At 39.7% G+C, this 26195-nt stretch carries 26 protein-coding genes and 2 riboswitches; of the genes, 20 read left to right on the plus strand and 6 right to left on the minus strand.

Features of this window, described 5'->3' with window-relative positions; translation table 11 throughout:
• Positions 1 to 149: 149 nt before the first annotated feature.
• Positions 150 to 296: riboswitch (cyclic di-AMP (ydaO/yuaA leader) on the minus strand.
• A 253-nt stretch (positions 297 to 549) separates the two neighbouring features.
• Positions 550 to 731, plus strand: a riboswitch (Lysine riboswitch).
• A gap of 107 nt (positions 732 to 838) precedes the next feature.
• The 3 genes from DESME_RS02490 (at position 839) to DESME_RS02500 (ending at position 3315) form a co-directional block, all read left to right on the plus strand.
• On the plus strand, positions 839 to 1687 hold the full coding sequence (locus DESME_RS02490) for a transporter substrate-binding domain-containing protein (RefSeq protein ID WP_006717348.1): 849 nt from the start codon (positions 839 to 841) through the stop codon (positions 1685 to 1687).
• A gap of 87 nt (positions 1688 to 1774) precedes the next feature.
• Positions 1775 to 2539 carry an amino acid ABC transporter permease gene (locus DESME_RS02495; protein WP_006717350.1) on the plus strand — a complete coding sequence of 255 codons (765 nt, stop codon included), beginning with the start codon at positions 1775 to 1777 and terminating at the stop codon, positions 2537 to 2539.
• A 35-nt stretch (positions 2540 to 2574) separates the two neighbouring features.
• Positions 2575 to 3315, plus strand: a complete 741-nt coding sequence (locus tag DESME_RS02500) for an amino acid ABC transporter ATP-binding protein (protein ID WP_006717352.1) — start codon at positions 2575 to 2577, stop codon at positions 3313 to 3315.
• A 119-nt stretch (positions 3316 to 3434) separates the two neighbouring features.
• Here DESME_RS02500 and DESME_RS02505 read toward each other — a convergent pair whose 3' ends face one another.
• Entirely contained in the window at positions 3435 to 3788 is a 354-nt protein-coding gene (locus DESME_RS02505; protein WP_006717355.1) for a cupin domain-containing protein, read from the minus strand.
• 88 nt (positions 3789 to 3876) lie between these two features.
• The gene (locus tag DESME_RS02510; protein WP_006717358.1) at positions 3877 to 4740 is read right to left on the minus strand and encodes a polysaccharide deacetylase family protein; all 864 of its coding nucleotides are present in this window, start codon (positions 4738 to 4740) and stop codon (positions 3877 to 3879) included.
• Between the two features lie 308 nt (positions 4741 to 5048).
• Between DESME_RS02510 and DESME_RS02515 the strand changes: the two genes are divergently transcribed.
• From DESME_RS02515 to DESME_RS02545, 7 genes are all read left to right on the plus strand, one after another.
• Positions 5049 to 5600, plus strand: a complete 552-nt coding sequence (locus DESME_RS02515; RefSeq protein WP_006717361.1) for an RNA polymerase sigma factor — start codon at positions 5049 to 5051, stop codon at positions 5598 to 5600.
• Positions 5597 to 5884, plus strand: a complete 288-nt coding sequence (locus DESME_RS02520; RefSeq protein ID WP_006717363.1) for a hypothetical protein — start codon at positions 5597 to 5599, stop codon at positions 5882 to 5884. The genes DESME_RS02515 and DESME_RS02520 overlap by 4 nt, the downstream gene beginning before the upstream one ends.
• Positions 5881 to 6804, plus strand: coding sequence for a hypothetical protein (locus tag DESME_RS02525; RefSeq protein ID WP_006717365.1), 924 nt, complete (start codon positions 5881 to 5883; stop codon positions 6802 to 6804). The genes DESME_RS02520 and DESME_RS02525 overlap by 4 nt, the downstream gene beginning before the upstream one ends.
• Positions 6805 to 6826: 22 nt before the next feature.
• On the plus strand, positions 6827 to 7480 hold the full coding sequence (locus DESME_RS02530; protein WP_006717367.1) for a DedA family protein: 654 nt from the start codon (positions 6827 to 6829) through the stop codon (positions 7478 to 7480).
• A 111-nt stretch (positions 7481 to 7591) separates the two neighbouring features.
• Positions 7592 to 8182 (plus strand): undecaprenyl-diphosphatase, encoded by a 591-nt coding sequence (locus tag DESME_RS02535; protein ID WP_242837416.1) that lies wholly within the window; start codon positions 7592 to 7594, stop codon positions 8180 to 8182.
• Between the two features lie 42 nt (positions 8183 to 8224).
• On the plus strand, positions 8225 to 9376 hold the full coding sequence (locus DESME_RS02540) for an MGDG synthase family glycosyltransferase (RefSeq protein ID WP_006717371.1): 1152 nt from the start codon (positions 8225 to 8227) through the stop codon (positions 9374 to 9376).
• Between the two features lie 45 nt (positions 9377 to 9421).
• On the plus strand, positions 9422 to 9988 hold the full coding sequence (locus tag DESME_RS02545) for a phosphatase PAP2 family protein (protein WP_006717373.1): 567 nt from the start codon (positions 9422 to 9424) through the stop codon (positions 9986 to 9988).
• 85 nt (positions 9989 to 10073) lie between these two features.
• Here DESME_RS02545 and ygiD read toward each other — a convergent pair whose 3' ends face one another.
• Complete coding sequence (ygiD, locus tag DESME_RS02550) at positions 10074 to 10844, minus strand: 4,5-DOPA-extradiol-dioxygenase (RefSeq protein WP_006717375.1); 771 nt, start codon at positions 10842 to 10844, stop codon at positions 10074 to 10076.
• A 289-nt stretch (positions 10845 to 11133) separates the two neighbouring features.
• Between ygiD and DESME_RS02555 the strand changes: the two genes are divergently transcribed.
• From DESME_RS02555 to DESME_RS02565, 3 genes are all read left to right on the plus strand, one after another.
• Positions 11134 to 13293: a PepSY domain-containing protein gene (locus DESME_RS02555; protein ID WP_006717377.1), complete on the plus strand. Its 2160-nt coding sequence runs from the start codon at positions 11134 to 11136 to the stop codon at positions 13291 to 13293.
• Between the two features lie 239 nt (positions 13294 to 13532).
• Positions 13533 to 15353: a carbon starvation CstA family protein gene (locus tag DESME_RS02560; protein ID WP_006717379.1), complete on the plus strand. Its 1821-nt coding sequence runs from the start codon at positions 13533 to 13535 to the stop codon at positions 15351 to 15353.
• A gap of 145 nt (positions 15354 to 15498) precedes the next feature.
• On the plus strand, positions 15499 to 16047 hold the full coding sequence (locus DESME_RS02565) for a manganese catalase family protein (RefSeq protein WP_006717382.1): 549 nt from the start codon (positions 15499 to 15501) through the stop codon (positions 16045 to 16047).
• A gap of 77 nt (positions 16048 to 16124) precedes the next feature.
• On the opposite strand, the gene DESME_RS16020 is transcribed toward DESME_RS02565, so the two are convergent.
• The 3 genes from DESME_RS16020 to DESME_RS02580 all read right to left on the minus strand — a co-directional run bounded on the left by DESME_RS16020 (position 16125) and on the right by DESME_RS02580 (position 18614).
• Complete coding sequence (locus tag DESME_RS16020; RefSeq protein WP_006717384.1) at positions 16125 to 16265, minus strand: hypothetical protein; 141 nt, start codon at positions 16263 to 16265, stop codon at positions 16125 to 16127.
• A gap of 210 nt (positions 16266 to 16475) precedes the next feature.
• Complete coding sequence (locus DESME_RS02575) at positions 16476 to 17975, minus strand: two-component system sensor histidine kinase NtrB (protein WP_006717388.1); 1500 nt, start codon at positions 17973 to 17975, stop codon at positions 16476 to 16478.
• Positions 17976 to 18077: 102 nt separating this feature from the next.
• The gene (locus tag DESME_RS02580; protein WP_006717390.1) at positions 18078 to 18614 is read right to left on the minus strand and encodes a transcription repressor NadR; all 537 of its coding nucleotides are present in this window, start codon (positions 18612 to 18614) and stop codon (positions 18078 to 18080) included.
• A 123-nt stretch (positions 18615 to 18737) separates the two neighbouring features.
• Between DESME_RS02580 and DESME_RS02585 the strand changes: the two genes are divergently transcribed.
• The 7 genes from DESME_RS02585 (at position 18738) to DESME_RS02615 (ending at position 26162) form a co-directional block, all read left to right on the plus strand.
• Complete coding sequence (locus tag DESME_RS02585) at positions 18738 to 20282, plus strand: L-aspartate oxidase (protein ID WP_006717392.1); 1545 nt, start codon at positions 18738 to 18740, stop codon at positions 20280 to 20282.
• On the plus strand, positions 20279 to 21127 hold the full coding sequence (gene nadC / locus DESME_RS02590) for a carboxylating nicotinate-nucleotide diphosphorylase (RefSeq protein WP_006717393.1): 849 nt from the start codon (positions 20279 to 20281) through the stop codon (positions 21125 to 21127). The genes DESME_RS02585 and nadC overlap by 4 nt, the downstream gene beginning before the upstream one ends.
• On the plus strand, positions 21120 to 22208 hold the full coding sequence (nadA, locus tag DESME_RS02595) for a quinolinate synthase NadA (protein ID WP_006717395.1): 1089 nt from the start codon (positions 21120 to 21122) through the stop codon (positions 22206 to 22208). The genes nadC and nadA overlap by 8 nt, the downstream gene beginning before the upstream one ends.
• Positions 22209 to 22363: 155 nt before the next feature.
• Positions 22364 to 23536: an HD-GYP domain-containing protein gene (locus DESME_RS02600; protein WP_006717397.1), complete on the plus strand. Its 1173-nt coding sequence runs from the start codon at positions 22364 to 22366 to the stop codon at positions 23534 to 23536.
• 187 nt (positions 23537 to 23723) lie between these two features.
• Positions 23724 to 24731 carry a methyl-accepting chemotaxis protein gene (locus DESME_RS02605; RefSeq protein ID WP_006717399.1) on the plus strand — a complete coding sequence of 336 codons (1008 nt, stop codon included), beginning with the start codon at positions 23724 to 23726 and terminating at the stop codon, positions 24729 to 24731.
• A gap of 154 nt (positions 24732 to 24885) precedes the next feature.
• Positions 24886 to 25326, plus strand: coding sequence for a HutP family protein (locus tag DESME_RS02610; protein WP_006717401.1), 441 nt, complete (start codon positions 24886 to 24888; stop codon positions 25324 to 25326).
• 110 nt (positions 25327 to 25436) lie between these two features.
• Positions 25437 to 26162 (plus strand): amino acid ABC transporter ATP-binding protein, encoded by a 726-nt coding sequence (locus tag DESME_RS02615; protein ID WP_006717402.1) that lies wholly within the window; start codon positions 25437 to 25439, stop codon positions 26160 to 26162.
• The last annotated feature ends 33 nt before the right edge of the window (positions 26163 to 26195 follow it).

A 26195-nucleotide genomic window follows, 5' to 3' on the forward strand; every position in this document is an offset into this window, starting at 1 on the left:
TTCTGTATAAACAATTTTACGTAGGTAGTCGCGTATGAAGTTTTCTCGATTAGCTACAAGTTTATTTCATACTGTGATGTTCACAAAAAAGAAAAAACCCCATTTGGGGTTAATGTCTTGCATAACAAACCAAAGGGTATGGTTTGCTTTTTGCCCCCTTTCAACGCTTACGAGGTTAGCTGTCGGGTTCGGATTGAAAGGAATTTACCCGTCACCTTTCGGTGATTCACCCCATTTGGCTAATCGATAGCCGGACTTGGTTCCCCCGCTTCCATAGAATTCAGCGCTGGCTATATTTAACTTAAACTATAATAATCCCTATATATTAGATTGTATAGCACCAAATTTGGGCAGATACTTTTTATATTCTCCAATAAGGCCTATATTTTACTGTAGTTCGTTTGATTATTAACAACATGCGCTATATCTTCATTTTTCTACAAAATCCTCGACTTTTGTGTTAGAGTCTTAAACAATTTGAATACTAAGTTGACAGACAAAATGTGTTGTTGTAGACTGAGCTTAATTATATATTAACCTCACTTTTAATGGTGAGGTAGAGGCGCGGCTTTCAACAGTCTTTAGTAGAGTTTGAGATGCGGAGAAACTAAGGAGAAGGGTAGGTCGCCGAAGTTAATAATATTCTCAGTATTATTAGCTGGGTCTGTAGTTAAGAGCTACAGGACTGTCTCAATAAACTACCCAGTTTATTGAGTTGAGCTATCTCATTTGGGATTAAAAGGGGGAATATAGGGTAACTATACAAATAGAGACCTGAGTTCATCTCAGGTCTTTTTTTAATGGTTTAAAATTAGTAGAATTAAAGGAGAGGGTATTTGTGAGAAAGAAGTTAACGTTATTATTTGTAATTTCCTTATCTCTTATCATGTTGGTATCAGGATGCGGATCAAGCAATAGCACTGAAAGTTCAAAAGCCCCTGCAGCCGCAACAAATGGAACCTTCAAGGTTGGGATGGAAGCGGGATATGCGCCGTTCAACTGGACTCAAAAGGATGCGTCCAATGGTGGGGTTAAAATCGAGGGAACTTCAGAATATGCTGGCGGTTATGACGTAGAAATCGCTAAGAAAATTGCAAAAGGGTTAGGAAAAGATCTCGTTATTGTTAAAACAGAATGGGATGGTCTTGTTCCTGCCTTAACTTCGGGTAAGATTGATGCGATCATCGCAGGGATGTCTCCGACTGAAAAACGTAAGGAAACCATTGATTTCACAAACAACTACTATAAATCTAATTTGGTCATGGTCGTTAAAAACGGCGGAAAATATCAAGGCGCGACTTCGATTCAAGATTTCAAAGGTGCGAAAATCACAGCTCAATTAAACACCTTCCATTATTCAGTGATTGATCAAATTAATGGTGTTGCTAAACAACCCGCGATGGACAATTTCCCAGCAATGAGGGTTGCTCTTGAATCAGGGGTTATTGATGGATATGTTTCAGAACGACCGGAAGCTGTAAGTGCTCAAACTGCGAATTCTAATTTCAAAATGGTTGAATTTAAAGAGGGTTTTGTGACTTCACCGGATGATACGGCAATTGCTGTGGGAATTGCTAAAGGAAGTCAGCTCACTCCTAAAATCAATGAAATCTTAGCGGGAATTTCAGAGCAAGAACAGACAAGTATTATGGATACGGCAATTAAGAATCAACCCGCTACTAAATAAGGTTGGAACATTTTAATATGATTATCAAAACCGGCTACATTATAATGCAGTCGGTTTTATGATGTTTCTATCATAAGGAGGAGAAAAATGAGCTTTCAATGGCTTGTAAGAATTGTTTCAGAAAACGGGCCCATGTTCATTCGTGGCGCTGGATTGACCCTTTATATTTCCTTGATTGGTACAATTATTGGTTCAATAATTGGGCTATTAGTAGGAATTATTCGGACGATCCCCATGCCTGAGCGTGGAGTGAAAAGACAATTTTTAAGAGTAATCAATGCTATTCTATCGATATATATTGAATTCTTCCGCGGAACGCCGATGATTGTTCAGGCTATGGTTATCTATTATGGTTCGGCGCAAGCTTTTGGCTTGGATATCAATCGTACAGTGGCAGCCATCTTTATCGTATCCATTAACACAGGAGCCTATATGTCAGAAATCGTGCGTGGTGGTATTGTATCGATCGAGAAAGGTCAATTCGAAGCGGCTCAGGCGATTGGCATGAATCATATTCAAACGATGATGAATGTCGTTTTACCTCAAGTTATTCGCAACATTTTACCGGCAACAGGGAATGAATTTGTCATTAACATTAAAGATACTTCTGTTCTTAACGTAATTGCAGTATCGGAGTTATATTTCCAAACAAAATCGGTTGCAGGCAACAACTTTAGATATTTTGAATCTTTCTTTGTAGCTTGTGTGCTCTATTTTATTATGACGTTTACGGTTACAAGAATTCTGCGCTATTTTGAAAGAAAATTAGATGGCCCAGACGACTACATTATGATGGGCAATCAAATGCAAGTCGAAACACCAGAAGATATACTTCGCAGAACAAAAAACTAACAGTTGATTTAACGATTCGATAGAGGAGGGGAATTATGGACAAGGTCATTGATATTCAACATCTAAGTAAATCCTTTGGGAGTCATGAAGTGTTGAAGGACATAGATTTTTCTGTTAAATCGGGAGAAGTGGTTTGCATCATTGGGTCATCCGGATCTGGGAAATCAACACTTCTGCGTTGTATAAATCTCCTGGAAAAGCCAAGTGGCGGTCAAATCATTTATCAGGGGGAAAATATTCTTGATGATAAACATGATGTGTATGAATATCGTCAAAAGTTAGGTATGGTATTTCAACAATTTAACTTATTTAATAATCACAATGTCTTAAACAATTGTGTTGTGGGACAAATAAAAGTGCTCAAACGTCCTAAAGAAGAAGCTGAAAAAATTGCCATGAACTATTTAAGAGTTGTGGGTATGGAAAATTATATTAACGCAAAGCCGAGACAATTGTCGGGTGGGCAGAAACAACGGGTTGCGATTGCAAGAGCACTTTCCATGAATCCGGATGTGATGCTGTTTGATGAGCCGACATCGGCGCTTGATCCTGAAATGGTCGGAGAGGTACTCAAAGTCATGAAGGAACTTGCGGGTACAGGTCTTACAATGTTGATCGTTACGCATGAAATGGGATTTGCGAAAGAAGTCGCAGATCGCGTCGTTTTTATGGATAAAGGGGTTATTGCCGAAGAAGGAGCGCCCGAGCAAATCTTCAATAATCCAACCCAAGAACGGACTCGAGAATTCTTAAAACGCACCTTAATCCAGGGATAAGTTGAATTTATATATGTGCTAAACTCTTGAAAAAAAGGTAGAGTGGATCTCACTTTAAACATGAAATCCTGACTCTACCTTTTCTTGTCATTTTTTATTTTGCATTTTATTATTAGTGTCTAATCAAATAAGATTAAGGCGATGAATTCCAAGTCGGATGTTCCTGTATTTTGAATAGAATGTTTTTCGCCATTCCGAGTAATAATCACATCTCCAGGTTTAACGCTTTTGGGGTCACCGTTATCATTGACTAGGCCTTCCCCACTTAGAATGACATAGGTTTCAGTATCTCCAACATGTTCGTGAAGACCAATAGATGTGCCTGGTTTTAAGACATTTTTAGCAAATAGACGGCCTTTACTATTGAATTCATTGCTTTCTACTTCAAGAAAGTGTGTTATCTGTATTTCACCTTTTCCTCCGCGAAATTCAGAAACATTATCTTGTCTTAAATCTTTAAAACATTTAATCATAATATCTTACCTCCTAAAAACTAAATTCTATAAATCTAAGTTCTATAAAAAATTATAGCATAATTCGTTTCAGTAGCCAGTATAGGGGCTATTTAAATTGTTGTTGAAAGGAAGTCAACGACATCCCTCCTGGAATTCGAATGCGCTTAAGCGTCAGAGGGTTATCACCTAAATGAACTCTTCCTGGATTAGTCGTAAAACCAAGCTTATATCCTAGTCTTGGCATCATTTCGAGTGTCTTGGTGTTATAACGACTTGAGGGAAAGCATAAGGCCTCAACATTTCCTCCAAGATGATTTTCAAGATCCTTTTTAGAGAGGACAAGTTCTTTTTCAAGTTGCTGGGAGGAAATTATGGATAAGTCTGGGTGAGTTTGGGTATGACTTGCAATGCTGTTACCCTGGTTTGTAAGCTCAGTTAGTTGTTCCCAGGTCATCATATCGGGACCTACCGAATTTGTGATAATAAAAAAGGTTGCGCTAAAGCCATTTTCATGTAAAATAGGCCAAGCTGACTGATAATTATCAGAATATCCATCATCAAAGGTAATGAGAATAGGCTTTTCAGGGACGGGTTTATTATTAACTAAAGCTTGATAAAAATCCTCAAGTGACAATGTTGTATATTCTTGGGATTTTAACCATTTCATTTCTTCAGCGAATTGTTCTACAGGGACACCCAAGTTATTACCCGGTATCGTGCTGATTGAATGATACATAAGAACGGGTATACCCTCTGCTGGAAATGCACTCAGTTTTACTGAAGTAGGTTTGATTGGGTTAGGTTCTATATTTTGAGATTCCTGTTCCTTTAGCTGTTCCTGTGGAGGTTCTGAACTCGCAGTATTGAACCAGGACCCTTTTGGAGGAGAAAGCAGAGGATGAAAAAATAGAGTAAGAAGAGAAATACCTATAATTAGACCGATGGCATAAATATATCTTTTATGATTCATATTTGTTATCTCCTTTCAGATTGGGTTACATCATGATATTTTTATATAAGCTAAAACTTTTTCTAATTCTAAACGTGTAATAGTTAAAGAGGTAAATGGAATACATCTGACTACAAAATGGTAGTCTAGGGGTTAAGTGGTATAATTCTTGCGACAGTGTTGTTATGTATCTATTTTTATAGGAGATATAAGGCACCTATTATTCACTTTATCATGAAGTACTTAGAAAATGGAATTCAAATATTTCATTCTCTCGGAAAGATAAAAGTGCGTGTATTACCGAAAATTGATTGAGGTGATCGTGAATTGTGGATGAGCACAACTTAATAAAAAGGTGTCAGCAGGGGGATAAAGAGGCATTCCAATTATTGATAAGCCAGTATCATCCTTTTGTCTATAAATTCCTCATTAGAACGACCGATAACGAACAGACAGCAGAGGATTTGACCCAGGAAACGTTTTTAAAGGTCATCCGAAATATCGAGAAGTTTGATACGATGGGACAGGCGAAGTTCTCGACCTACGTCATTACGATTGCTAAAAATGCCTATATTGATTACTTAAGAAAAGAAAAGAAGTTCAGATACAATATTCCTTTTCCTGAAAACTTTAATGTTGAGGATTCTAGTGTTCATGTTGAAGATACAATCGTTGATAAGCTGTATGGGCAAGGTATTCTAACGGACTTGGAAGATTTGCCTGAGGAACAAAGGATCGTTATCAAGTTGAAATATATTGAAGGTCTAACCTTGAAGGAAATTGGCGATCAGCTTGAGCTTGAGCCCAAAACGGTAAAAAGCAGGATTCATAATGGTATCGTTAGGTTAAGGAAATTATTAGACAAAGGTGATGAAAGATGAATATGAAAGAGATTGATCAAAGGGCGACAGCTGTTTTATTAGCTTCATTAGATAGGGATCTTGATCTAAAGTGTATGCAACTGAAAGAAAAGCATAAGGAGACGAAATTACAGAAAACCTTTTTTTTAAGCTGCCTCATTATTTTACTTTCTTTCTTATTGCAAATCGTATTTAAGGTCTTTAACTTGAACTTCTTATTGATCTTTGTAGTTTATCAGGGATTGGCATTATTTCTTTTAACACCTTTCGTGCTTAATTTTAATAAAGGGGGGATATCACAATGAGTAGGCTTGAAGCGTTAATCTATAAGCTAAATTTTAAGAAGGCAACCCTAACCTTTATCGTCATATCTGGGATGCTTTTGCTTCTCTGTTTGTCTAGCATAGCTTATGTATCTCGTGATAAAATTACTATGATTATGGATTACCAAAAAGTTTCCGATACGTTTGAAAGAGAGGGTGTAACGGATAGATTAAAAACGCAATTACAGAAGTTAGCAACGGACTCAAAGGATATCAATAACGTTGTAATATTAGATAAGGATAACACACTTGTTTATAAAGCGAATAATAACCTTATCGGTAATAAGACAAAGCTGCAATTAGTCCCTTATGAAATGAGCAAAGGATACCTTCAAGATAAAGATAATCCAGATCAGCTATATAAGGTTGTAAAACCAGAAAATATGATTTTAAATAAAGATTATATCCAAAATGAACAGCAGGTAAGGCAGGACCTTGAAAATGAATTGTCTTACGAAACGGATTTTACTTCGAAAGAGGCTTATTTACTGAACTATTTAATAGACAGAGGCACCCAAAGCAAAGTTCTTATGATCAGGACGGCTAATCCTATTCCTTATGCGGAAAGAATCCTTGAAATTACCGGTGCATTAATAGGATTAATCGTGGCGTTTTATTGGATTGGGTTAGCGCTTTGGGTCTTCAAAGATGCGGGTAGAAGAAAGTTGAATGCTTCGTTATGGGGATTACTCATCCTTATAACAAATTTGGTTGGCTTCGTGGTTTATCTGATTTATACACAAAATAATCTAACCTGTTATAAGTGCGGGGCTTTGCAGAGTAAGTTGAACATTTTCTGCTGCCATTGTGGGACTGAGATCAATGAATCCTGTGTGAATTGCAAATCGATCGTCAGCAAAGGGGATCAATACTGCAGTCTGTGCGGGAGCAAGATTAACTGATTTTTGGGAGGCACTCTAAAAAATGAATTTTATAAAGTTTGGCATTGATGTTTTACTCCATTTGGATAAGTATTTGAACGTGATTATTCAGAATTATGGTTTCGGAACTTATTTGATTCTATTCTTAATTATCTTTGGCGAAACAGGGTTGGTTGTTACTCCGTTTCTTCCAGGGGACTCGCTCTTATTTGCAGCAGGTGCCTTTGCAGCCATAGGATCGCTTGATATTAAGCTCTTGCTTTTGATCGTAAGTGTAGCCGCAGTGCTTGGAGATACGGTAAACTATAGTATTGGTAAGTCGATTGGTCATAAAATCTATGAGATGGAAAACGTCAAGTTTATTAAAAAGGAACATCTATTAAAAGCTCGTGATTTCTATGAAAAATATGGGGCAGTTACGATCATCATAGCTCGATTTATCCCTATTATTCGTACCTTTGCACCTTTTGTTGCAGGAATAGGGGAAATGCGATATGTAAAATTCCTTTCGTATAATATCGTTGGGGGGCTGACATGGGCGGCTCTGGTTACATTGGTCGGTTTCTATTTTGGGAATCTGCCTGCGGTTAAACATAACTTTTCCTTAGTTATTTTTGCCATCATCTTCATTTCGATTTTGCCAGCCATATTTGGAGTGGTTAAACAAAAATTAACGGTCAGAGAAGACAAGGCATGATCGTCCTATAAACTCATAAAAGCTTAAGAAAAGAGTTTAGGTTTATGCAACCTAACTCTTTTTTTTGCGTGTAATAGATGTAACTTAAAATAATTAAAGGGGCCGATGGAAATGTTTATGAATTTATTTGTATTTAAAGCAATTAACGGGGCTGCCCATATGAATGGAACTCTTGACGAGATGATGATTTTGTTTTCAAACTACAGTCCGCTTCTATTTGTGGCTGCGATTGCAGCATTATATCTTTATGGAGTTTATCGTAAAGATAAGATGTTTAGATATGCAGCAATCGATGCATTTGCAGTAACTGTGATGAGTTTATTTTTAGGCTTCGTAATCGGCATATTTTATTATGAACCAAGACCTTTTGTCACAGATCATGTTAATTTACTCACGCCCCATGCGCCAGATGCGTCTTTTCCTAGTGACCATTCTTTAGGAACGATGAGTATTGCATTGGGGATTAATAACACTTATAGAGTTTTTGGAACAATAATGATAATACTATCCTTATTAGTAGGGGTTTCAAGAGTCTATGTTGGCGTTCATTATCCGATGGATGTGCTCGGTAGCTACCTGATCGTGATGGGTGTAAATTTCATATATAGGCATTTATTACGTGAGAAAATAAGAACTCTTTATTCAAAAATAGAAGAGTATTTATTAAATCGTATTTCTAGGATAAAACATGAAGAGTGTTGATGTTAAGGCGAATTAGTTTGAAATCTCATGGAGGTTAGCTAGATGAGTAGTTTACGGGTATTAGTCATCTCCGCCAAGTTTGGAGCGGGGCACGTAAGAGCTGCTGAGGCGGTTATTGATGTTATTCGGGAGAAAAACCCCCATGCTGAGATTTATCATGAGGATTTTGGAGCGTACCTAAATAAGGTGTTTAATTCAGTATTAAAAACCGCATATATTGATATGATTAAATATACCCCCAAATTATGGGGAAAGTTCTATTACAAAACATCGGAGATTCCCCCCGATTCCTTATTTCAGCGCTTTTTAAATGGGTTGGGTCGCCGTGAATTGCTAACATATATTCACACTTTACAGCCTGATCTAATCGTATGTACGTATCCAACGATATCGGGTGTTCTTGCTCAGCTTAGAAAAAATCAACTCCTTAATATTCCTTTAGCTACGGTAGTGACTGATTATGCCATTCACAACCAATGGGTTCATCAAGGGATTGATTTATACCTTGTGGGTTCGCAAGAAGTATACGAGGGCTTAGTTAAACGGGGAATAGATCCTAATTGCATTAAAATAACAGGAATTCCAGTTAGCCTCAAATTTGAAAGCGAGTTAAACCGCAAAGAGTTGGTCGATAAATTTGGGCTTAATCCAAAACATCCTACGATTTTGGTGATGGGAGGGGCTTACGGAGTTTTAAATGGCGCATCACGTATATGCAAGATGATTGCTGGAAGTGAAATTCCTGTTCAGTTAATCATCGTTTGCGGGAAGGATAAACGGTTATATAATACGATTGAACGTGCAGTGAGAGAATCAAAAAATAAAGTGTTACTTTTTGGGTTTGTGAGAAATGTTGAGGAACTTATGACCGTCTCGGATGTTGTTATAACTAAAGCCGGTGGCTTAACTGTGTCAGAAGCATTAACCAAACAATTACCCCTCGTGATTTACAAACCTATACCGGGTCAAGAAGAAGAAAATGCTAATTTTCTAAAAAGAATAGGCGCAGGAAAGATCGCAACCCATGAGGAGGAACTCGGTCAAATCATGGGTGCTCTTATAGAGAACTTGGATGAGAGAGAGACGATGCGTCAAGCGGCTTCATGTGCAATACCCGGTCGAGCGGCAGAAAAGGCTGCAGATTATATGTTAGAGCTCATTGACGATTGGAACAGCACACAAAAAGCAGGTTAGTTAAACGTGTATTAAAGCATAGATTAAAGGTGGAGAAGACCGGGTATGAACTTTATACAAAGTTTTGATTGGGGATTTTTGAACTTCATTAATAATTTTCATAATCCCTTTATGGATCAGTTGATGATTATTCTGACGTTCTTAGGGAATCTGGGACTGATTTGGATTTTAATAGCCGTAGGGTTATTGTTTTTACCCCAATATAGAAAAGTTGGCTTCATGGTCATTTGCGCATTAATATTAAGTTCAATTTTGGGTGACGAATTATTGAAGAATCTTATACAAAGGCCAAGGCCTTTTGTAGCTGATCCAGCAGCTCAACTCCTCATAACTAAGCCTTTATCCTACTCCTTTCCATCAGGACATACTGCATCTGCGTTTGCTGCGGCAGGAATACTTGCGAAAATGGTGAAGAAATACAGAGGCTATGTAATCGCGCTGGCTTCGCTGATCGCTTTTTCGAGGATGTATCTCTTCGTCCACTATCCTACAGATATAATTGGAGGAATTATCGTAGGTCTTTTTAGTTCAAAAATTGTATTGTACTTCTTTGAACTGGAGAGTCAAAGGTCTAGTCATAAAGATGAAAGCAAAGGAAATATGGGTGTTTAAGTTTATTGAAAAAGATCTCCAATTGTAGAATTCTATATCTACAGTAGGAGATCTTCCTTATAAGTGGAATGAAAAATTTGCTGATTTAGTTCGTAAACAAATAACTTGTCATCGATAAGGAACCCATGGTGCAGGTGTCATTGTAAATGGAAAGATGGTCACTTTCATCTGAAGCACCTAATACATAAAGCAAGGGATCAAAATGCTCCGAAGTAGGAACCGCTAATTCGGCAGATGATCCTGCTTTTTTATAATTTAAAATATCCTTATACTCCCTTTTCATAACTTTACTTTTGATGTAATTATCAAATTCTAGGGCCCAGTCATTGCCACTTTTCATTTCCCACTTGATTTTAGAAAGATTATGCACAACGTTACCGCTGCCCAAAATGAGTACTCCTTTTTCCCTAAGAGCTTTTATCTCTTTTCCTATTTCAAAATGATAGTCCGGATTTTTATCCTGGTTTACACTCATTTGGAAAACAGGGATATCTGCCTTGGGATACATGACTTTTAGAATAGACCATGTGCCATGATCAATTCCCCAGCTATTATCGAGCTGAGTGCTTTGACTTATTAAATCTTTGGTAAAATGGGCGATATCTGGAGCTCCTTCAGGCTGAAAATCTACCTTATACAATTCTTGGGGAAAACCATACATGTCATAAATCGTTTTAGGATGAGGATCATCCATGATTCGGGTTCCCTCTGTGGACCAGTGAGCTGATATGGCTAGGATTGCTTTGGGTTTGGGGATCTTGTCGGCAAGTTTAATCCAATTTTGTGTAAATGGATTGTCCTCAATCGCATTCATAGGAGAACCATGTCCGATAAATACTACAGGCATTTTGTTCATATATAACACCTCGTTAACTGGTTTTGAACATCAGTTTTATTTTATAATTACTTTATGTAAGTATAATACTATATGTAACTTAGATTCGTCAAGAAAATACTTGATAAATAATAAAATAGAAGGCGGCTCTCAGTTGAAACGTCAAATTTCAGCTTAGAACTGCTTTTTTTTATTGTATTTTTAAATTTTTGTGACAATACTTCGGCAAAGTTTTCTGGAAATTTATGAGAGAATATATTGATTGAGATTTACGAGCTAAAAAATATTCCATATGAAGGGGAGGAGTCAATTGGGACATAAACGATTTCTTAATATCATCGTGGCTTGCCTTGTTATTTTGCAATTCAGTGTTTATCCCAAGTCTGCGCTAGGGGCGGACCAAACGATTTCACCAGCGGCTTCCGTATCAGAGAAAGTACTCATTTCAGCAGATCAAGCTTTACAAATTGCGAAGAGTAACTTTCAAATTCCTCAAAAATATACTCAGTTATTTACCAATTTCAATGATTACAATGGACGTACATCCTATTCTCTGAATTGGAATTCGACTGAGCCGCCAGGTGGAAGTTTCAATGTTGAAGTCGATGCAAGCACTGGCAAAATCCTCAGTATGAATAATTGGGATCAACCCGGACAACCCAGTTTTAAGATTCCGACTATTACATCGTCAGAGGCTGAAAAAATAGCCTTAGAGCTTGTTACAAAATTAGCTGGAGACTATCTGCCAGACTTGAAATTAGTCAAGAATGAAGGGCAAGTCGTTACCTTAAATAACTACCAGCCTTTTATGTATAATTTTCGTTGGATGCGTGTTGTTAATGGTATTCCTTTCCCAGGAAATGAAATCAATGTAAGTGTTAGTGGAGAAGATGGGCAGGTCCAAAACTATTATTTTAATTGGAGTAAAGATTTAGCATTTCCTGATGCCTCAAAAGTTATTTCACTTGAAAAAGCGAATCAGGTTTTTACAGATACTTCGATGCTTGAATTGATGTATTACTTATCGCCAGCCATGGACATTAACAATCCAAAACCTCTACGCGTTTTACCGGTATATAGCTTATCAAGCCAGTACTTAAATGGGGCAATTGATGCTCTAAGTGGAAATCCCGTAACTTTGGATCCACAAGTAGGGATATATAAAGCGATGGGAGCAGCAATGGGCGATACCCCTACGGGTGTAAGCCAAGACACAAAAGTTAATGATCCGCAAGTCAGCAGAGATAAAGCCGTAGAAATTGTTAAAAAAATGATTGATATACCTAACGATCTAACTCTTCGCAATTCGAGCTTAAACCCAGATTGGCAAAATCCGAATACACAAGTATGGCAATTAGATTGGAGACCAGAGCCTTTTGGCCCCGGAGATAATCGCTATTTGAATGCTCGGGTCAATGCGAATACAGGGGATCTGATCAGTTTAAATCTGCCCAGTACCATCAATCCGAGTGATTCATCTGAACCCATAACTAGAGAAGAGGCTCAACAAGTCGCGGAAGAATTCCTTAAACGGGCTCAACCTCAACATTTTACAGAGACCAAACTTCAAACACCTTACCCATATGGAGGAAAGATGCCTCCAAATCTTCAGTCTTTTAACTATGTAAGGCAGGTTAATGGGATTCCAGTTTCAAACAATATGATGAATGTTGCCGTGGATACGGTTTCCAAACGTGTCATTCAATATAATATGAACTGGTCAAACGTTGAGTTTCCCGGTCTAGATAATTTGATCTCTCTCAATCAAGCGACAGAAATTTTTTTGAAAGAACGCCCCCTTACCCTGAGTTACACCCTAATCTATCAACAAATAGAACAAAAAGATGTACGTCTTGTATATCAACCCCAAATCAATTATAGCCCTTCAACAGCTCAAATGATTGATGCGAAGACAGGCGACCCTCTGGATTGGTCAGGTAAGCCAAAATCGCAATGGGTGGTCCCCCTTTATTTTAACGATATTCAGGGAAACTTTGCAGAGAAAGAAATTGGCTTAATGGGTCTTACCGGAGCTTTTGGTGAATATGGAGATCAATTTAACCCAAACAAAACGGCCACAGTACTTGAATTACTGAGAGCAATGGCCATAGCTGAGGGAAATGGGCGAGATCGTGTTTTATCTGATGATGAAGTGTTAAAACTAGCAAAGGAACGCGGCTGGATGAAGGGAGATACGTATGTACTTCATGAACTGAATCGGGAATATCTATCGAAAGTTGTAATTCGCTTAATCGGGATGGAAAAAGCTGCTCAAGTCAAGGGAATTTACACGGTTCCCTTTGCCGATGTAGGTTCAATTTCAGGGGACTCAATGGGATATATTGCTTTAACCTGGGGATTGGGTCTTCTGAAAATTGACGATACCCATTTTGCGCCGCAAAAAGGAGTAACAAGAGCCGAAGCCGCTTATGCTTTAGTTCATGCGTATGATGTCTTGAATCGAAAGTGAAAGTCAGTGTTTTAAATCTATATAAATGGAACGGGGAATCTCAAGTTTAGAGATTCCCCGTTCCATTTATATAGCGAATTTTAAAATGTTCAGTCTTTTTGCAATTCAGACAAGAAAAAGTGCAAGTGAGGCACGTTTTCTTGCATCTTTAGCTTATTTTATGCTAAGAGTCGAATTTAATTATAATATAAAGTTGCTCTTAAATTTTATCTAAAATAATACAAAAGGAGATGGGAAAAATGCATGCTCTCTATTTAGTGATTGCAGCTGCGTGTGTTCTAATCATTGGGTACCGCCTTTATGGAACATTCTTAGCTACTAAAGTGCTCGCCATTAATCCGGCGATTCAAACCCCGGCTCATAAGTATGAGGATGGTCACGACTTTGTGCCAACCAATCACTGGGTAACCTTTGGTCACCACTTCGCTGCAATTGCTGCAGCGGGACCGTTAGTTGGTCCAGTTTTAGCCGCTCAATTTGGTTATCTTCCAGGTGCACTCTGGATTCTTATTGGGGGAGTACTTGGAGGCGCTGTTCATGACATGGTTGTCCTCTTTGCTTCGATCCGTCATGATGGTCAATCTTTGGCGCAAATTGCTAAAAAAGAAATCGGACCTGTTACAGGTGTAGCAGCAAGTATTGCGGTCTTATTCGTTCTTTTGATTACTATGGCGGGTCTTTCAATTGTTATTGTTAATGCGTTGAAACATAATCCTTGGGGTACCTTTACAGTATCTATGACGATTCCAATTGCAATATTTATTGGAATTTATATGCGCTTTTTACGTCCTGGTAAATTAGCGGAAGCCTCTATTATCGGGGTTGGCTTGATTCTCCTTGCTGTTGCCCTCGGACCCCTTGTTCAGAATTCGGCATTGGCCCCCTATTTCAATTACAGTGATAAGGTTATCGAACTTGCACTGCCTATTTACGCTTTCTTTGCAGCAGCTTTGCCGGTTTGGTTCCTCCTTGCCCCTCGGGATTACTTGAGCTCCTATTTGAAGCTTGGGACCATCGGAGCACTTGCTTTGGGTATTATTTTCGTAAATCCTATACTTCAAATGCCACCTGTAACCAAATTTGTTAACGGGGGTGGCCCGATTATTGCGGGTAAAGTTTGGCCTTTCGTTTTCATTACAATTGCGTGTGGTGCAATTTCTGGGTTCCATAGTTTGATTGCAGCAGGAACTACACCTAAAATGCTGGATAGTGAAAAAGATATTCAATTGGTTGGTTTCGGCGGCATGCTTATCGAGTCGTTCGTCGCGATGATGGCTTTGATTGCAGCAACCGTTCTTCCCGTTGGAGACTATTTTGCGATCAATACCGCACCTCAAGTTTTTGCCACACTTGGAATGCAAGTGGATAAACTTCCTATGTTGTCTCAACTCATCGGACAAGATGTAGCGGGCCGTCCAGGTGGTGCAGTCTCCTTGGCTGTAGGTATGTCCTATGTGTTTAGCAGTATTCCAGGTTTAACAGGTTTGATTGCTTACTGGTATCAATTTGCGATTATGTTCGAAGCTGTATTCATTCTTACAGCTGTCGATGCCGGTACTCGTTCTGCTCGTTATGTTGTCCAAGATATGATTGGTGTTGTTATTCCAAAGTTTAAGCAAATTAACTGGATGCCTGGAGCGCTTATCTCAGCTGCACTTGTATCCGTTACCTGGGGATATATGCTCTATGGAGGAGATATCTCAACCGTTTGGCCGTTGTTTGGAGTTTCGAATCAGCTACTCGCTTCGTTAGCTATGGTTGTGGGTACGACTCTAATCTTGAAAAACACGGGTCGCATTGCTTATGCATTGACTACTTTTATCCCGTTCGTTTTTCTCTTCATTACAACTCTCGACGCTTCTTATTTTAACCTAACTCATGTTTATATTCCGAAGGCTATGTGGACTAACGTCTTTATTTCGGTTTTACTCGCAGTTCTTTGCTTGCTCATCGTCTTTGACGCTGCACGCAAATGGATTACGATTATCAAGGATCAAAAAGGGATGAATGAAAGACGATTAGAACATGAAAAGGTAGTTCAAGAGCTTGCCGCAAAATAAAAGTGGCCAAAAACTTTAGTGAAAATATTAGTAAAAAAGTGGGTGCCCCAGAATTCTGGGGCACCCACTTTTTAGGGTGCGCACAGAAACCAATCAATTTATATCATCATATAGTGAGGTAAGCTTTGATTTAGGAGGGAAGGTCATGTTTACCTTTAGCAACAGGCTCTTTTATCCAGTTCAGGTAGAACGGCAAGATCCTAAATTTGGACAAATCATGTTCGAACATTATGGAGGAAAGGATAGTGAATTTTCGGCAGTAACTCAATATCAAAATCACAGAGCAAATATGCCCAATCCTTATGTAAGTAAACTCTTAGGAATGATCGCTGCTGAGGAAATGAGCCACATGGAAATGATTTCTGTCGCGATCAAGAGGTTAGGTGGCCCTCCGCTCAGCTATGTAAATTCGCAAGGGACACCTTGGAATATCAATTATGTTGATCAGAGCCTTGATCCAATTGCCATGCTTCAAGCGGATGCTGAAGCTGAGATACGAGCACGAATTTTATATAATCAACATTTTACTATGACTCAGGACCCTGGCCTTAAGCAAATGATTAGCTTTTTGGGGAGCAGGGAAGATGTACACAAACACCTTTTTCAAAGAGCCCAAGGTTTGATTGTACAGGGCGCAGGAGCTGAGCAGTTTAGACAACTGATTTTGGATTATAAAGCCAGCTTACAAATTTAATTCTCTATTTATCAAATATGAGTAAAATAATAAGGTGCCTCAAAAAGAACTTCTTTTTGAGGCACCTTTGCTGCTTATTAGAAGATTACGCCAAGTGCAATAAGAATCAAAATTGCAATCGCAATTATTCCTACGCCTACGCCGCGACCTACAAAACCGCCACCGCAGCCGCATGCGCCATAGCCCATTCCGTATCCACCAACGCCCATTCCGTACATTATTTCATCCTCCTTTTATCAATTTAAAAGATGATGCTAAAAGACATTACTTAGAAGACGATACCCATTGCAATCAGTAGAAGAATGATTACGACTACGATAGCAATACCCGGTAAAAAGTTAGGACCACAACCTGCTACGCCAGCGCCTCCAAATGCCATTTGAAATTCCTCCTTCTCTTAAGATAATACATCATACGCATACGCTACCTTATTTGCCACAATTTGGAAGAAAATAATTCTCTTGGAAGCGGAATTTTATATAAAAAGTTGTTCCGGTTGGTCCGGTTTGAACGTTTATTGTTGCATTATGTCTTTCAATAATACCGTAGCATACAGCCAGTCCCAGTCCGGTCCCGGTATCTTTCGTACTTAAGAAGGGTGTCCCTAATTTATTAAGGATTTCTGGTCTAATCCCGCAACCATGATCGTGGATAGCTAGAATGGCTTCTCCATCCTCGACATAAGTTCTTATAGATAAAATCCCATCAGATGTCATTGCTTCTAATCCATTACGCACAAGGTTCATGATGAGTTGTCTTATTTCTTTTACATTAAGCTTAAGGTTAGGGATGGGGTTTAAATTGAGTTGAATGATTTTATCATTGCTTGATGCATTGGTGACCATTAAAGGATACAGACGCTGTATGATTTCGTTAATGTTATTATCTTCTAATTCAGTCTCAATGGGTTTTGTTTTGGCAAGGGATAAGAATTCAGTGATAATTGCATTAGAATGGTCTAATTCACTGATCATCAGATCAAAATGACTTTTTGCTTGAGCAAATTCTGTTTTAGCACCTAGAAACTGTAAATAACCTCTAACAGTAGTGAGTGGATTACGAATTTCATGACCCAAGCCAGCGGCCATTACTCCAATCAGTTTGAGTCGATCTAACCGAGCCATTTCAGCTTTGAGCTGGGTTAAATCAGTGATGTCTATGCAGGTACATAATATTCCTGGCGAATTAGGTAACTGGAGGGATTGAACGGAAAAGAGACCGTTTCGAATTTCCCCGTTTTTAGTTTCAAATTCAGTTTCAAAATTTTTAATAGGAATGTTTTTTTCCGTTATGCCGTTATTAAGTTCTGTAATCGTTTGATCTTCTGAAAATAGCTTAAAGAAATTGCAATTATGGCCAAGGATTTCCTCTCGCGAGTAACCGACTAACGTCTCAAAACTTTTATTGACTTCAAGGAATGTTCCATCATTACTATTGAGTACATATAAGGGAATTTGGATCTCACTAAATACTTTAGTAAGAATTTCCTTGTATGCCCGCAAGGATTCCTCCGATTTTACCTGTTGTGAAGTTAAAGCGAGTATTATACTCTCAAAGTATTCATTTTTCTTTTGACCTTGTTCTTTCTCATTCTTAATTTTATCTGATAAGGTCCCTAGGGCAAGGGCAACAAGGAATAGAAGCGCGTCAATCATAAAGACCTCAAAAAGGTTATTACGATGATGAGTATTATAGTCTAAAATAAACTCTTTAAGCTCCCAAGAACTAAAAATGAAAATTCCGATAGAAGCGAATAGAAAGCCACCTCTGAGCCCTAGATGGTAGCTAGCACCAATTACAGGAATAAGGTAAAGGAGCCAGAAGAAGTCATGGTGGCGTATGCCCTCAGGAATATCAAGGAAGAGCGGAATCAAATAGAAGATGATCATAATTATGACTAATTTCAAAGATAAAGTGTCACGTTTCAAAGTTATATCCCCATTTCCGAAAAAAATTCACCCTTCAAATTATAACTAGCATTTTAGATGAAAATTGTCGGAAAGAGTAAAGACTGGAAAATTTTTTAATAATTATGTTTCAACCCAAAAGCCTTCTTCTTCAAGAGCTTTGCACGCTTTATCCATCACTTCGACTGACGGTGCTTCCAAGGTATGCAGGTGTAGACCAGAGGTAAGGGAAGAAAGCAAGGTAGCCTCTTTCTGCGTCATTTGGGAAAGAAAGTTTTTCACATCAAGGCGACTTTTTAGGTTCAGCGGACGGAGAATTCTTCCGTAGACGGAATGTTCAATACCGACATCAAGCACTTGAACTCCGAAATCGACGAGCAGGGTCAATTCCCGCTCCGTATCCTGCGCAGAGTGTCGGCTAAAAATAACCCGTCGCACTCCATGAAGTAAAGAATCCTTAAAATAGATATAGCCCTGAGAGGTGGAAAGGACAGGTTCTTCTTTAGCACGAAGCAGTGCCATATCCTGAACAATGACTTGTCGACTGACTTCGGTAATTTTGGCGAGTTGAGCGGCTTTAAGAGGTTCTGAGCTCTTTTTTAACAATTCAATTAAAAATTCGCGGCGTTCTTGACCGGATTTTTCTTTCTTTGCGGACATTTAATCACCTACTTCAATACGATTCTACGGTCAGTAAGGAAAACTGTCAATATTGCTGTCTTGACACATGTAATGACATAGTGGTAAAACAGACGTATAAAAAGAGAGAGCTGGGTTAAAAAGATGCAAACGATTATAATGACTGATTTTCTAATCATTGGTAGCGGAATTGCGGGCTTGTCTGCAGCCTTAGGGGCATCCCCTTATGGAGAGGTAATGGTCATAGCGAAAGATCGGCCTGATATTTGTAATTCGACATTGGCTCAGGGCGGAATTGCAGCTGCTGTAGGAAAGAATGATTCTCCTGAAGAGCATACTCGCGACACTTTAATAGCCGGTGCTGGTGCTTGCCAAGAAAAGACCGTTGAAATCTTAACGCAAGAAGCACCTCAAGTAATAGGTCGTCTAATTGAGCTAGGGACATGCTTTGATCGAACAAATTCTGGTGAGCTAGCTTTAGGAAGAGAAGGGGCACACAGTCTGGCCCGAGTGATTCATCGTGGGGATGATACCGGCGCAGCAGTATGGGAAACGCTGTTCCATAAAGTTCAAGAACAAAAGGTACAGTTTTTAGCGGAAACTCGGGCTGAGGCGCTTCTTGTTAAAGAAGGTCGTTGTTATGGGGCAATTGTGAGAAATATAGAAGGACTTCATCGAATTATCGCCCGAAGTGTTGTTCTCGCAACGGGAGGAATCGGAGAGCTTTATGGAAAAACGACAAATTCGCTTCTTAGTACGGGTGAAGGTTTGGCGCTAGCCTGGAAGGCTGGGGCAGTTTTAAGTGATCTTGAATTTGTTCAATTTCATCCGACCGCTTTGGCTTCAGAGGATAATCCTCTTTTTCTCATTTCTGAAGCGGTTCGAGGTGAAGGAGCAGTACTCGTAACTGAAGAGCGTGAGCGTTTTATGATCCATTATCATCCCCGGGCTGATTTAGCCCCCCGTGATGTAGTAACACGAGCTATCGTTGATGAACAACAAAAGGGGCATCGCGTTTATCTTGATGCTTCAGCTCTAGGCGATCATTTCGAACATCGCTTCCCCAATATCTATGCTAAGGTTCAATCTTTAGGACTTGATCCAAGGAAGGACTTGATCCCGATTACTCCGGCAGCCCACTTTTTCATGGGGGGAATTCAGACGGACAGCTTTGGATGGACAAACATCAAAGGCTTATATGCTTGCGGGGAGTGTGCTTATACAGGCGTTCATGGAGCAAATCGCTTAGCGAGTAATTCCCTATTAGAGGGGTTGGTTTTTGGCAAGCGAGTAGCTCAGGCCTTGCATTCTCAAAGCGTAGATTCTGCTTTGCCTAGTATTGATTTCTCAGAATTCAATTCAGCGATCAGGGAGACTCCCGAAAATATCAAGCCAATCGATTTGAAGGATCCGCGAGTTCAAGCGGTACAGAAACTAATGTGGTCTTCTGTGGGGATTATTCGTGAGGAAGCAGGAATGACGAAAGCTTATCAGGAGCTAAGTCAACTCGAAAATGAAGTGGAATTCAGTGAGGTTGAACTTAAGAATATGCTTCTTGTTGCGAAATTGATTACTTCGTCGGCGCTTCAACGTTTGGAAAGCCGAGGAAGTCATTATCGACTGGATTATCCTGAAGTTGATCCCGCTTGGCAACCCAAACATTTGAGCTTAAGGAGGTATTCCGCATGAATCCCTTATACTATGAGGAGATCGTCAGACAGGCCCTAAGTGAAGATATTGGGTTCCAGGATCTGACGACAGAAGCGATTATTTCAGAAACGCATTGTTCAGTAGCCGAGATAACGGCAAAAGCTGAAGGAATTCTGGCAGGTCTGGATATTGCAAAACGTGCGTTTATGTTACTGGATGAGCAGATGAGCTTCCAAGCAAAAGTTCACGATGGTGAACGTGTTTTCCCAGGGCAAGTTGTAGCCGTGATAAAGGGGAGAACTCGTGCACTATTAGGTGGAGAACGAGTAGCTCTTAATTTACTGCAACGTTTATCAGGAATCGCGACGGAGACGAATCAAGCGGTTGAGTGTATTAAGAATTTTGACTGTCATATTATTGATACCCGTAAGACAATGCCAGGTTTAAGAGGGCTGGATAAGTATGCAGTGAAAATGGGGGGCGGATATAACCACCGTTTTGGATTGTTTGATGCGATCCTCATTAAAGATAATCATATTGCAGCAGCGGGCGGAATTACAGAAGCGGTGAACTTAGTCCGTGAAAAGGTGGGACATATGGTTAAGGTTGAAGTCGAGACAGAAACTTTAGACCAGGTCGATGAAGCGCTCCGTACACCCGTGGATATCATCATGCTTGATAACATGTCCACAGAGCTAATGAAGCAAGCAGTGCAATGCATTGATAAGAAAGTTTTAACCGAAGCCTCAGGTGGGATTACCTTGGATTCCTTAGTTCAGGTCGCCTCAACAGGAGTAGATTTGATCTCTTTGGGTTGGTTAACCCATTCAGTAAAAGCTTTAGACTTGAGTCTGAATATTGTCGGGGAGAAAAGAGATGTTTAAAAGCCAGCAACCGATACCGGATCAATATATCTTAATGAGTGAGAAGGAACGTGATGAACGGATTTGTGCTATTAAAGCGAATCTGGGCTCAAAACTAGTTATTCTCGGTCACCATTATCAACGAGATGATGTTATTCGATATGCTGATTACCGAGGAGATTCTTTAAAATTAGCGCAATTCGCGGCTCAAGAAAAAGATGCAGAGTATATCGTTTTCTGTGGTGTTCATTTCATGGCAGAAACGGCGGATATGTTGACGTCTTCCAAGCAGAAGATTATTTTGCCTGATCTGGGAGCAGGTTGCCCGATGGCTGAAATGGCGGAACTCGAGGATGTAGAAGTGTGCTGGGAAATTCTTAAGGCGAAGTATACCCAAGAATTTATTCCAGTAACGTATGTTAATTCGAATGCTGAGGTCAAAGCGTTTTGCGGACGGAATGGGGGAATGACATGTACTTCTTCAAATGCCCCGAAGATTTTTGAACGATTAATGGGAGAAGGAAAAAGCATTCTATTTTTGCCCGATGAGCATCTCGGTCGTAACACGGGACTCCAATGGGGACTCCGTGACCAGGATATTCTTCTTTGGAATCGGGAAAATCCGGAGGAAGCTGAACTTCCTAAAGATGCTCCAAGACTGATTCTCTGGGATGGCTATTGTACTGTACATCAGAAGTTTGAACCTCAGCAGGTGGATGAAGTTCAAAAAAAATATCCGGGGATACAAGTTATGGTCCATCCAGAATGCAGCCATGCAGTGGTTAAAAAGGCGGATATCAGTGGTTCAACAGACTTTATTATTCGTCAAATTTCCGAAGCTCCGGCGGGAAGTGCCTGGGCGATTGGGACGGAGATCAATTTAGTGCATCGGTTAGCCCAAGAAAATCCAGATAAAAAGATTGTCAGTCTCAATGAAAATACTTGCTTGTGTGTTATGATGAGCCGAATTAGCCAACCGCATCTTCTCTGGGCACTTGATAACCTTAAGGAAGGAAAGGTTGTTAATCAGATTACAGTGGATGATAAGATAGCTGCTGATGCAATAATGGCCTTGAATCGGATGCTAGCGCTGAGTAAATAGGGATTGATCTCGGTAAATTTAACCTCAATTAAATGTAAATGCCAGTAACTCTTTCGCAGAAAGACTATAGAGTTACTGGCATTTGATTATAGACGAAAGGAGCTCTAATCATTTACAATGGACTGAGTTATCAATATTCGGGCGGGGGAATATCAGTGAGTATAATTAACGCAAGTGAACTGCTTGAGGGCCTGTCCTTGGCCTTAGATGTCGCAGAAAACAAAACTTTTGAGCATGCGCAGCGGACAGCTTATATTGCGTTGTGCATTGCAAAAGAATTAAATCTTTCGGAAGAAGAACTTCAAGATATTTTTGCGGCCAGTCTCTTACATGATATTGGGATGACGACCTCTTTAGCAGATTCACACCAAGATATTTCCCTTTTGGTAAAGCACTGTCAGACGGGTGCTCAAATGGTTAAACTCTTGCCTTTGCCGGTCAATGTTGCAGAATATATTAGATGGCATCATGCAAATTGGGATGGAAGTGGTCTCTTCGAACTAGCGGGTTCTTCTATTCCTCTAGGTGCTCAAATAATCTATCTAGCCGATCAATCCGATGTTCTTCTCCAGGAACTGGGTTCAATCTACAATGATCGATCGGGGATTCAAAATGCTCTGCAGAAAAGGTCAGGTATCCACTTTAACCCTTTGCTTGTTGAAGCGTTACTTTCTATTCAGAGCAAAGAAATATTTTGGCTGGATTACAGCTCCACTTACTTGCCAGAAATACTGCGGACGATTCGCCCTAATATCAATTGGGCCATTTGCCCTGATCACTTAGAGCTAATCGCTGAGGTTTTTGCAGGGATTATTGATAACAAATCACCCTTTACTTATGAACATTCTCAAGGGGTCACTCAGGTGGCGGTGCGCTTGGGTGAATATTTTAAGCTGGATCAGAGGACACTGAAAACCCTTAAAATTAGTGCTTTACTCCATGATCTCGGTAAGTTAACGATTCCCAATAGTATATTAGATAAACCCGGGAAGCTAACACCATTGGAATATCAAAGAATAAAAAGTCATGCCTATTATACCAAGCTTATTTTGGCAAAGATTAAAGGCTTAGAAACGATTCGTGATTGGGCAGGTAATCATCATGAAACTTTAGATGGAAAAGGTTATCCGGAAGGGATTCCCGGAGAACGGTTAAGTCTGCCTGAACGAATTATCGCTTTAAGTGATGTCTATCAGGCACTTACGGAGAAGCGTCCGTACAGACAACCCCTTCCACAGTTAAAAGCAATGGAGATTATTCAGGGCCTCGTCAATGAGCACAAGCTTTGTCCTGAAGTCTTTGCTAGTTTTTCAAAAGTCCTAAGTTAATCAATTGGCGAATGTATACAATATTTAGCACATGATTGGGTTGTATTTAAAGCTTCTCCAAGTATAATTATTAGAAGATCGATACAGTTTGCAATCCATTGAGAAGCAAAGGCGCTTCAGGAGGTAAAACTCTTGGGGTGCCTTTTTGTCTTTTTTCAATCAAGAACTAGGGGGGGAATCAGAAATCATGTCGAATCAGAATCAACTCGAGCTCGATGCGTCATTTTTAATGATTGAGCTTAAAGAGGCTAATCAAAAGATGGGAACGGTTATCCATTCTATTCAGGAAATCGCTAAGCATACGAACTTATTATCTCTCAATTCTGCGATTGAAGCGGCAAGGGCAGGGGAGGCTGGTCGAGGCTTCAGCGTTGTGGCCGATGAAATTAAAAAATTGGCAACCCGTAGTTTAGCCTCTACAAAGGAAAGTACACAAATTGTAGAAAATATCCAGTCTAAAGCTAATGAAATTATGGCTGTGCGTACCGCAGATGTAGCTTACGATACGATTGATAAGATTGACCGTAATCTTTTTGAACGTAACTGTGATGCTCAGGCCTGGGCGAGCTTCGATAAAGTGAAAAGTTGTTTCAGTTCAACTGATCCTAAGCGGATTACGGTAGCCAATGATCTTTTAAAGATACTAGTGGATATTTATGAAGTCTATATGGATCTGTTTGTGCTCGATACTGAAGGAAATATTGCCGCTGCAGGGGTCCATCGTGAACTCATTGGCAAAAGCATGGCTAATCGAGAGTGGTTTCAAGAGGCAAAAGCAGTAAACGCAATCTCCGTAAGTGATTTATATTTATCTTCAATTGATAATCTCTATACGGTCGCATATACTTGTCCCATTTATAGTGATGAGGGTGGGATACTCGGGTATTTCTCAACCCGTTTTAATTGGAAGTTCATTTACGATATTATTGATTCAGCCCGAATTGGGAAAAACGGAGATATTTGGATTATCAATAAAGAAGGCTATATTATTGCTAGCCGAAATCGTAAAGGAATTCTCCAGGAGAATCTAAAGCATTTAGAAGCGGCTCAACGCGCCATAAATGGTGAGACGTATGGAGATTTTTTAGAAAATGATGCCAGCGGAAATTCTATAATATATGGATACGCACATACCAGAGGATATAATGCATACAAAGGGAAGAACTGGTCAGCGATTATCCGTGAGACGCTATAATTGGAGTATTGAAGTATACATTGTTTTTTCCTAAAACGTCTAGACAATCGCTCGGAATATAGAGTAGAATGAAACATCATTAGGCAATGGCGCCGTACAACCCCTGGGTTTCCAGGGAATTGTACGGCGTTTTATTTTTAAGGGGGCTTTATTTATGAAAGAACGTAGTGATAATTATGGGGTTAGGCCTTCTTTGGAACGAGAGGCACTCTTCCTTGTTTTAACAGATACTCGAGAAAAAGAAAATGAGGTAAAACAGAAGCTTATAGCTGAGAATCTAAATTGTGCAGTTACTGAAATTGGAGGGACGGTAGCAACACTTCAGCCTACAGGAAAACTCACTCATTCCGTTATCTCGGCTGCCCTGAATACGGGAGTGATCAAAAAAGACCCCAAAGCAATTCATGCAGTAGTCCATGCAACGCTTGAAGCCACTAATAGCATTTTCGTGCATACCAATAGCAATGCCAGTTTTGCCCTAAAGATTGCGATGGTGACTGATAATGATTGGATTGCAATAGCCATATTTGGGCGTACTTCTGTAAATATTCTTTCTGAACATTGTCGGGTGGGGCTAGGGTACATGCATTTGTGAGTATACAGTATTCTTTAGTAGAATGGCTTGCTGTGTTATAGCGTAAATGCTAGATTTAAGCTACTATACTTTAATTTACGTTTATAAGAGGCTAGTAGGAGGAAAGACCAGTGATTGAACTCGAAGGGTTGCATAAACATTTTGGCTCATTACATGTACTAAAAGGGATCGATCTTAAGGTCGGATCGGGAGAAAAGTTAGTGGTGATCGGTCCCAGTGGTTCAGGTAAGAGTACCCTTATACGCTGTATGAATCTATTAGAAAAGCCTAGCTCAGGCAAGGTTACAGTTGATGGGGTGGAAATCACGGCTCATAAAGCTCCGATTGCTAAAATCCGTCAATCTGTGGCTATGGTTTTTCAACAATTTAATCTCTATCCACATAAAACGGTTTTAGAAAATCTTACTCTTGCCCCTACTTTAATTAAAAAAATTCCTAAAGATGAGGCAGAAGAGTCTGGATTGGCCTTTTTGGATCGAGTCGGCTTAAAGCAAAAGGCAGACGCTTATCCATCTCAGCTTTCTGGTGGACAGCAGCAACGGGTCGCAATCGCGAGAGCATTGAATATGCGGCCAAAAATTATGCTCTTTGATGAACCTACCTCTGCTTTGGATCCAGAAATGATCCAAGAGGTCTTGGACGTCATGGTTGATTTAGCTCATGAAGGAATCACCATGGTTGTGGTTACCCATGAAATGGGATTTGCCCGGCAAGTTGCTGACCGCGTGGTGTTCATGGATGATGGACAAATCTTAGAACAGGGGACCCCAGAACATTTCTTTGCAAATCCAACGCATGAACGGACTAAACAATTTTTAAGCCGGATTATTCGTTAGACCCAATTAGAAGAAAGAATAAAGGAGGTTTTT

It is taken from the genome of Desulfitobacterium metallireducens DSM 15288 (assembly GCF_000231405.2).
Classification (GTDB): domain Bacteria; phylum Bacillota; class Desulfitobacteriia; order Desulfitobacteriales; family Desulfitobacteriaceae; genus Desulfitobacterium_A; species Desulfitobacterium_A metallireducens.

Excerpts from the sequence above, each read along its gene's own strand:
- DESME_RS02495 (WP_006717350.1), top strand. The coding sequence starts at position 1,775 with ATGAGCTTTCAATGGCTTGTAAGAATTGTTTCAGAAAACGGGCCCATG.
- DESME_RS02500 (WP_006717352.1), top strand. The coding sequence starts at position 2,575 with ATGGACAAGGTCATTGATATTCAACATCTAAGTAAATCCTTTGGGAGT.
- DESME_RS02505 (WP_006717355.1), bottom strand. The coding sequence starts at position 3,788 with ATGATTAAATGTTTTAAAGATTTAAGACAAGATAATGTTTCTGAATTT.
- DESME_RS02510 (WP_006717358.1), bottom strand. The coding sequence starts at position 4,740 with ATGAATCATAAAAGATATATTTATGCCATCGGTCTAATTATAGGTATT.
- DESME_RS02520 (WP_006717363.1), top strand. The coding sequence starts at position 5,597 with ATGAATATGAAAGAGATTGATCAAAGGGCGACAGCTGTTTTATTAGCT.
- DESME_RS02525 (WP_006717365.1), top strand. The coding sequence starts at position 5,881 with ATGAGTAGGCTTGAAGCGTTAATCTATAAGCTAAATTTTAAGAAGGCA.
- DESME_RS02530 (WP_006717367.1), top strand. The coding sequence starts at position 6,827 with ATGAATTTTATAAAGTTTGGCATTGATGTTTTACTCCATTTGGATAAG.
- DESME_RS02535 (WP_242837416.1), top strand. The coding sequence starts at position 7,592 with ATGTTTATGAATTTATTTGTATTTAAAGCAATTAACGGGGCTGCCCAT.
- DESME_RS02540 (WP_006717371.1), top strand. The coding sequence starts at position 8,225 with ATGAGTAGTTTACGGGTATTAGTCATCTCCGCCAAGTTTGGAGCGGGG.
- DESME_RS02545 (WP_006717373.1), top strand. The coding sequence starts at position 9,422 with ATGAACTTTATACAAAGTTTTGATTGGGGATTTTTGAACTTCATTAAT.
- ygiD (WP_006717375.1), bottom strand. The coding sequence starts at position 10,844 with ATGAACAAAATGCCTGTAGTATTTATCGGACATGGTTCTCCTATGAAT.
- DESME_RS02560 (WP_006717379.1), top strand. The coding sequence starts at position 13,533 with ATGCATGCTCTCTATTTAGTGATTGCAGCTGCGTGTGTTCTAATCATT.
- DESME_RS02565 (WP_006717382.1), top strand. The coding sequence starts at position 15,499 with ATGTTTACCTTTAGCAACAGGCTCTTTTATCCAGTTCAGGTAGAACGG.
- DESME_RS16020 (WP_006717384.1), bottom strand. The coding sequence starts at position 16,265 with ATGTACGGAATGGGCGTTGGTGGATACGGAATGGGCTATGGCGCATGC.
- DESME_RS02580 (WP_006717390.1), bottom strand. The coding sequence starts at position 18,614 with ATGTCCGCAAAGAAAGAAAAATCCGGTCAAGAACGCCGCGAATTTTTA.
- DESME_RS02585 (WP_006717392.1), top strand. The coding sequence starts at position 18,738 with ATGCAAACGATTATAATGACTGATTTTCTAATCATTGGTAGCGGAATT.
- nadC (WP_006717393.1), top strand. The coding sequence starts at position 20,279 with ATGAATCCCTTATACTATGAGGAGATCGTCAGACAGGCCCTAAGTGAA.
- nadA (WP_006717395.1), top strand. The coding sequence starts at position 21,120 with ATGTTTAAAAGCCAGCAACCGATACCGGATCAATATATCTTAATGAGT.
- DESME_RS02605 (WP_006717399.1), top strand. The coding sequence starts at position 23,724 with ATGTCGAATCAGAATCAACTCGAGCTCGATGCGTCATTTTTAATGATT.
- DESME_RS02610 (WP_006717401.1), top strand. The coding sequence starts at position 24,886 with ATGAAAGAACGTAGTGATAATTATGGGGTTAGGCCTTCTTTGGAACGA.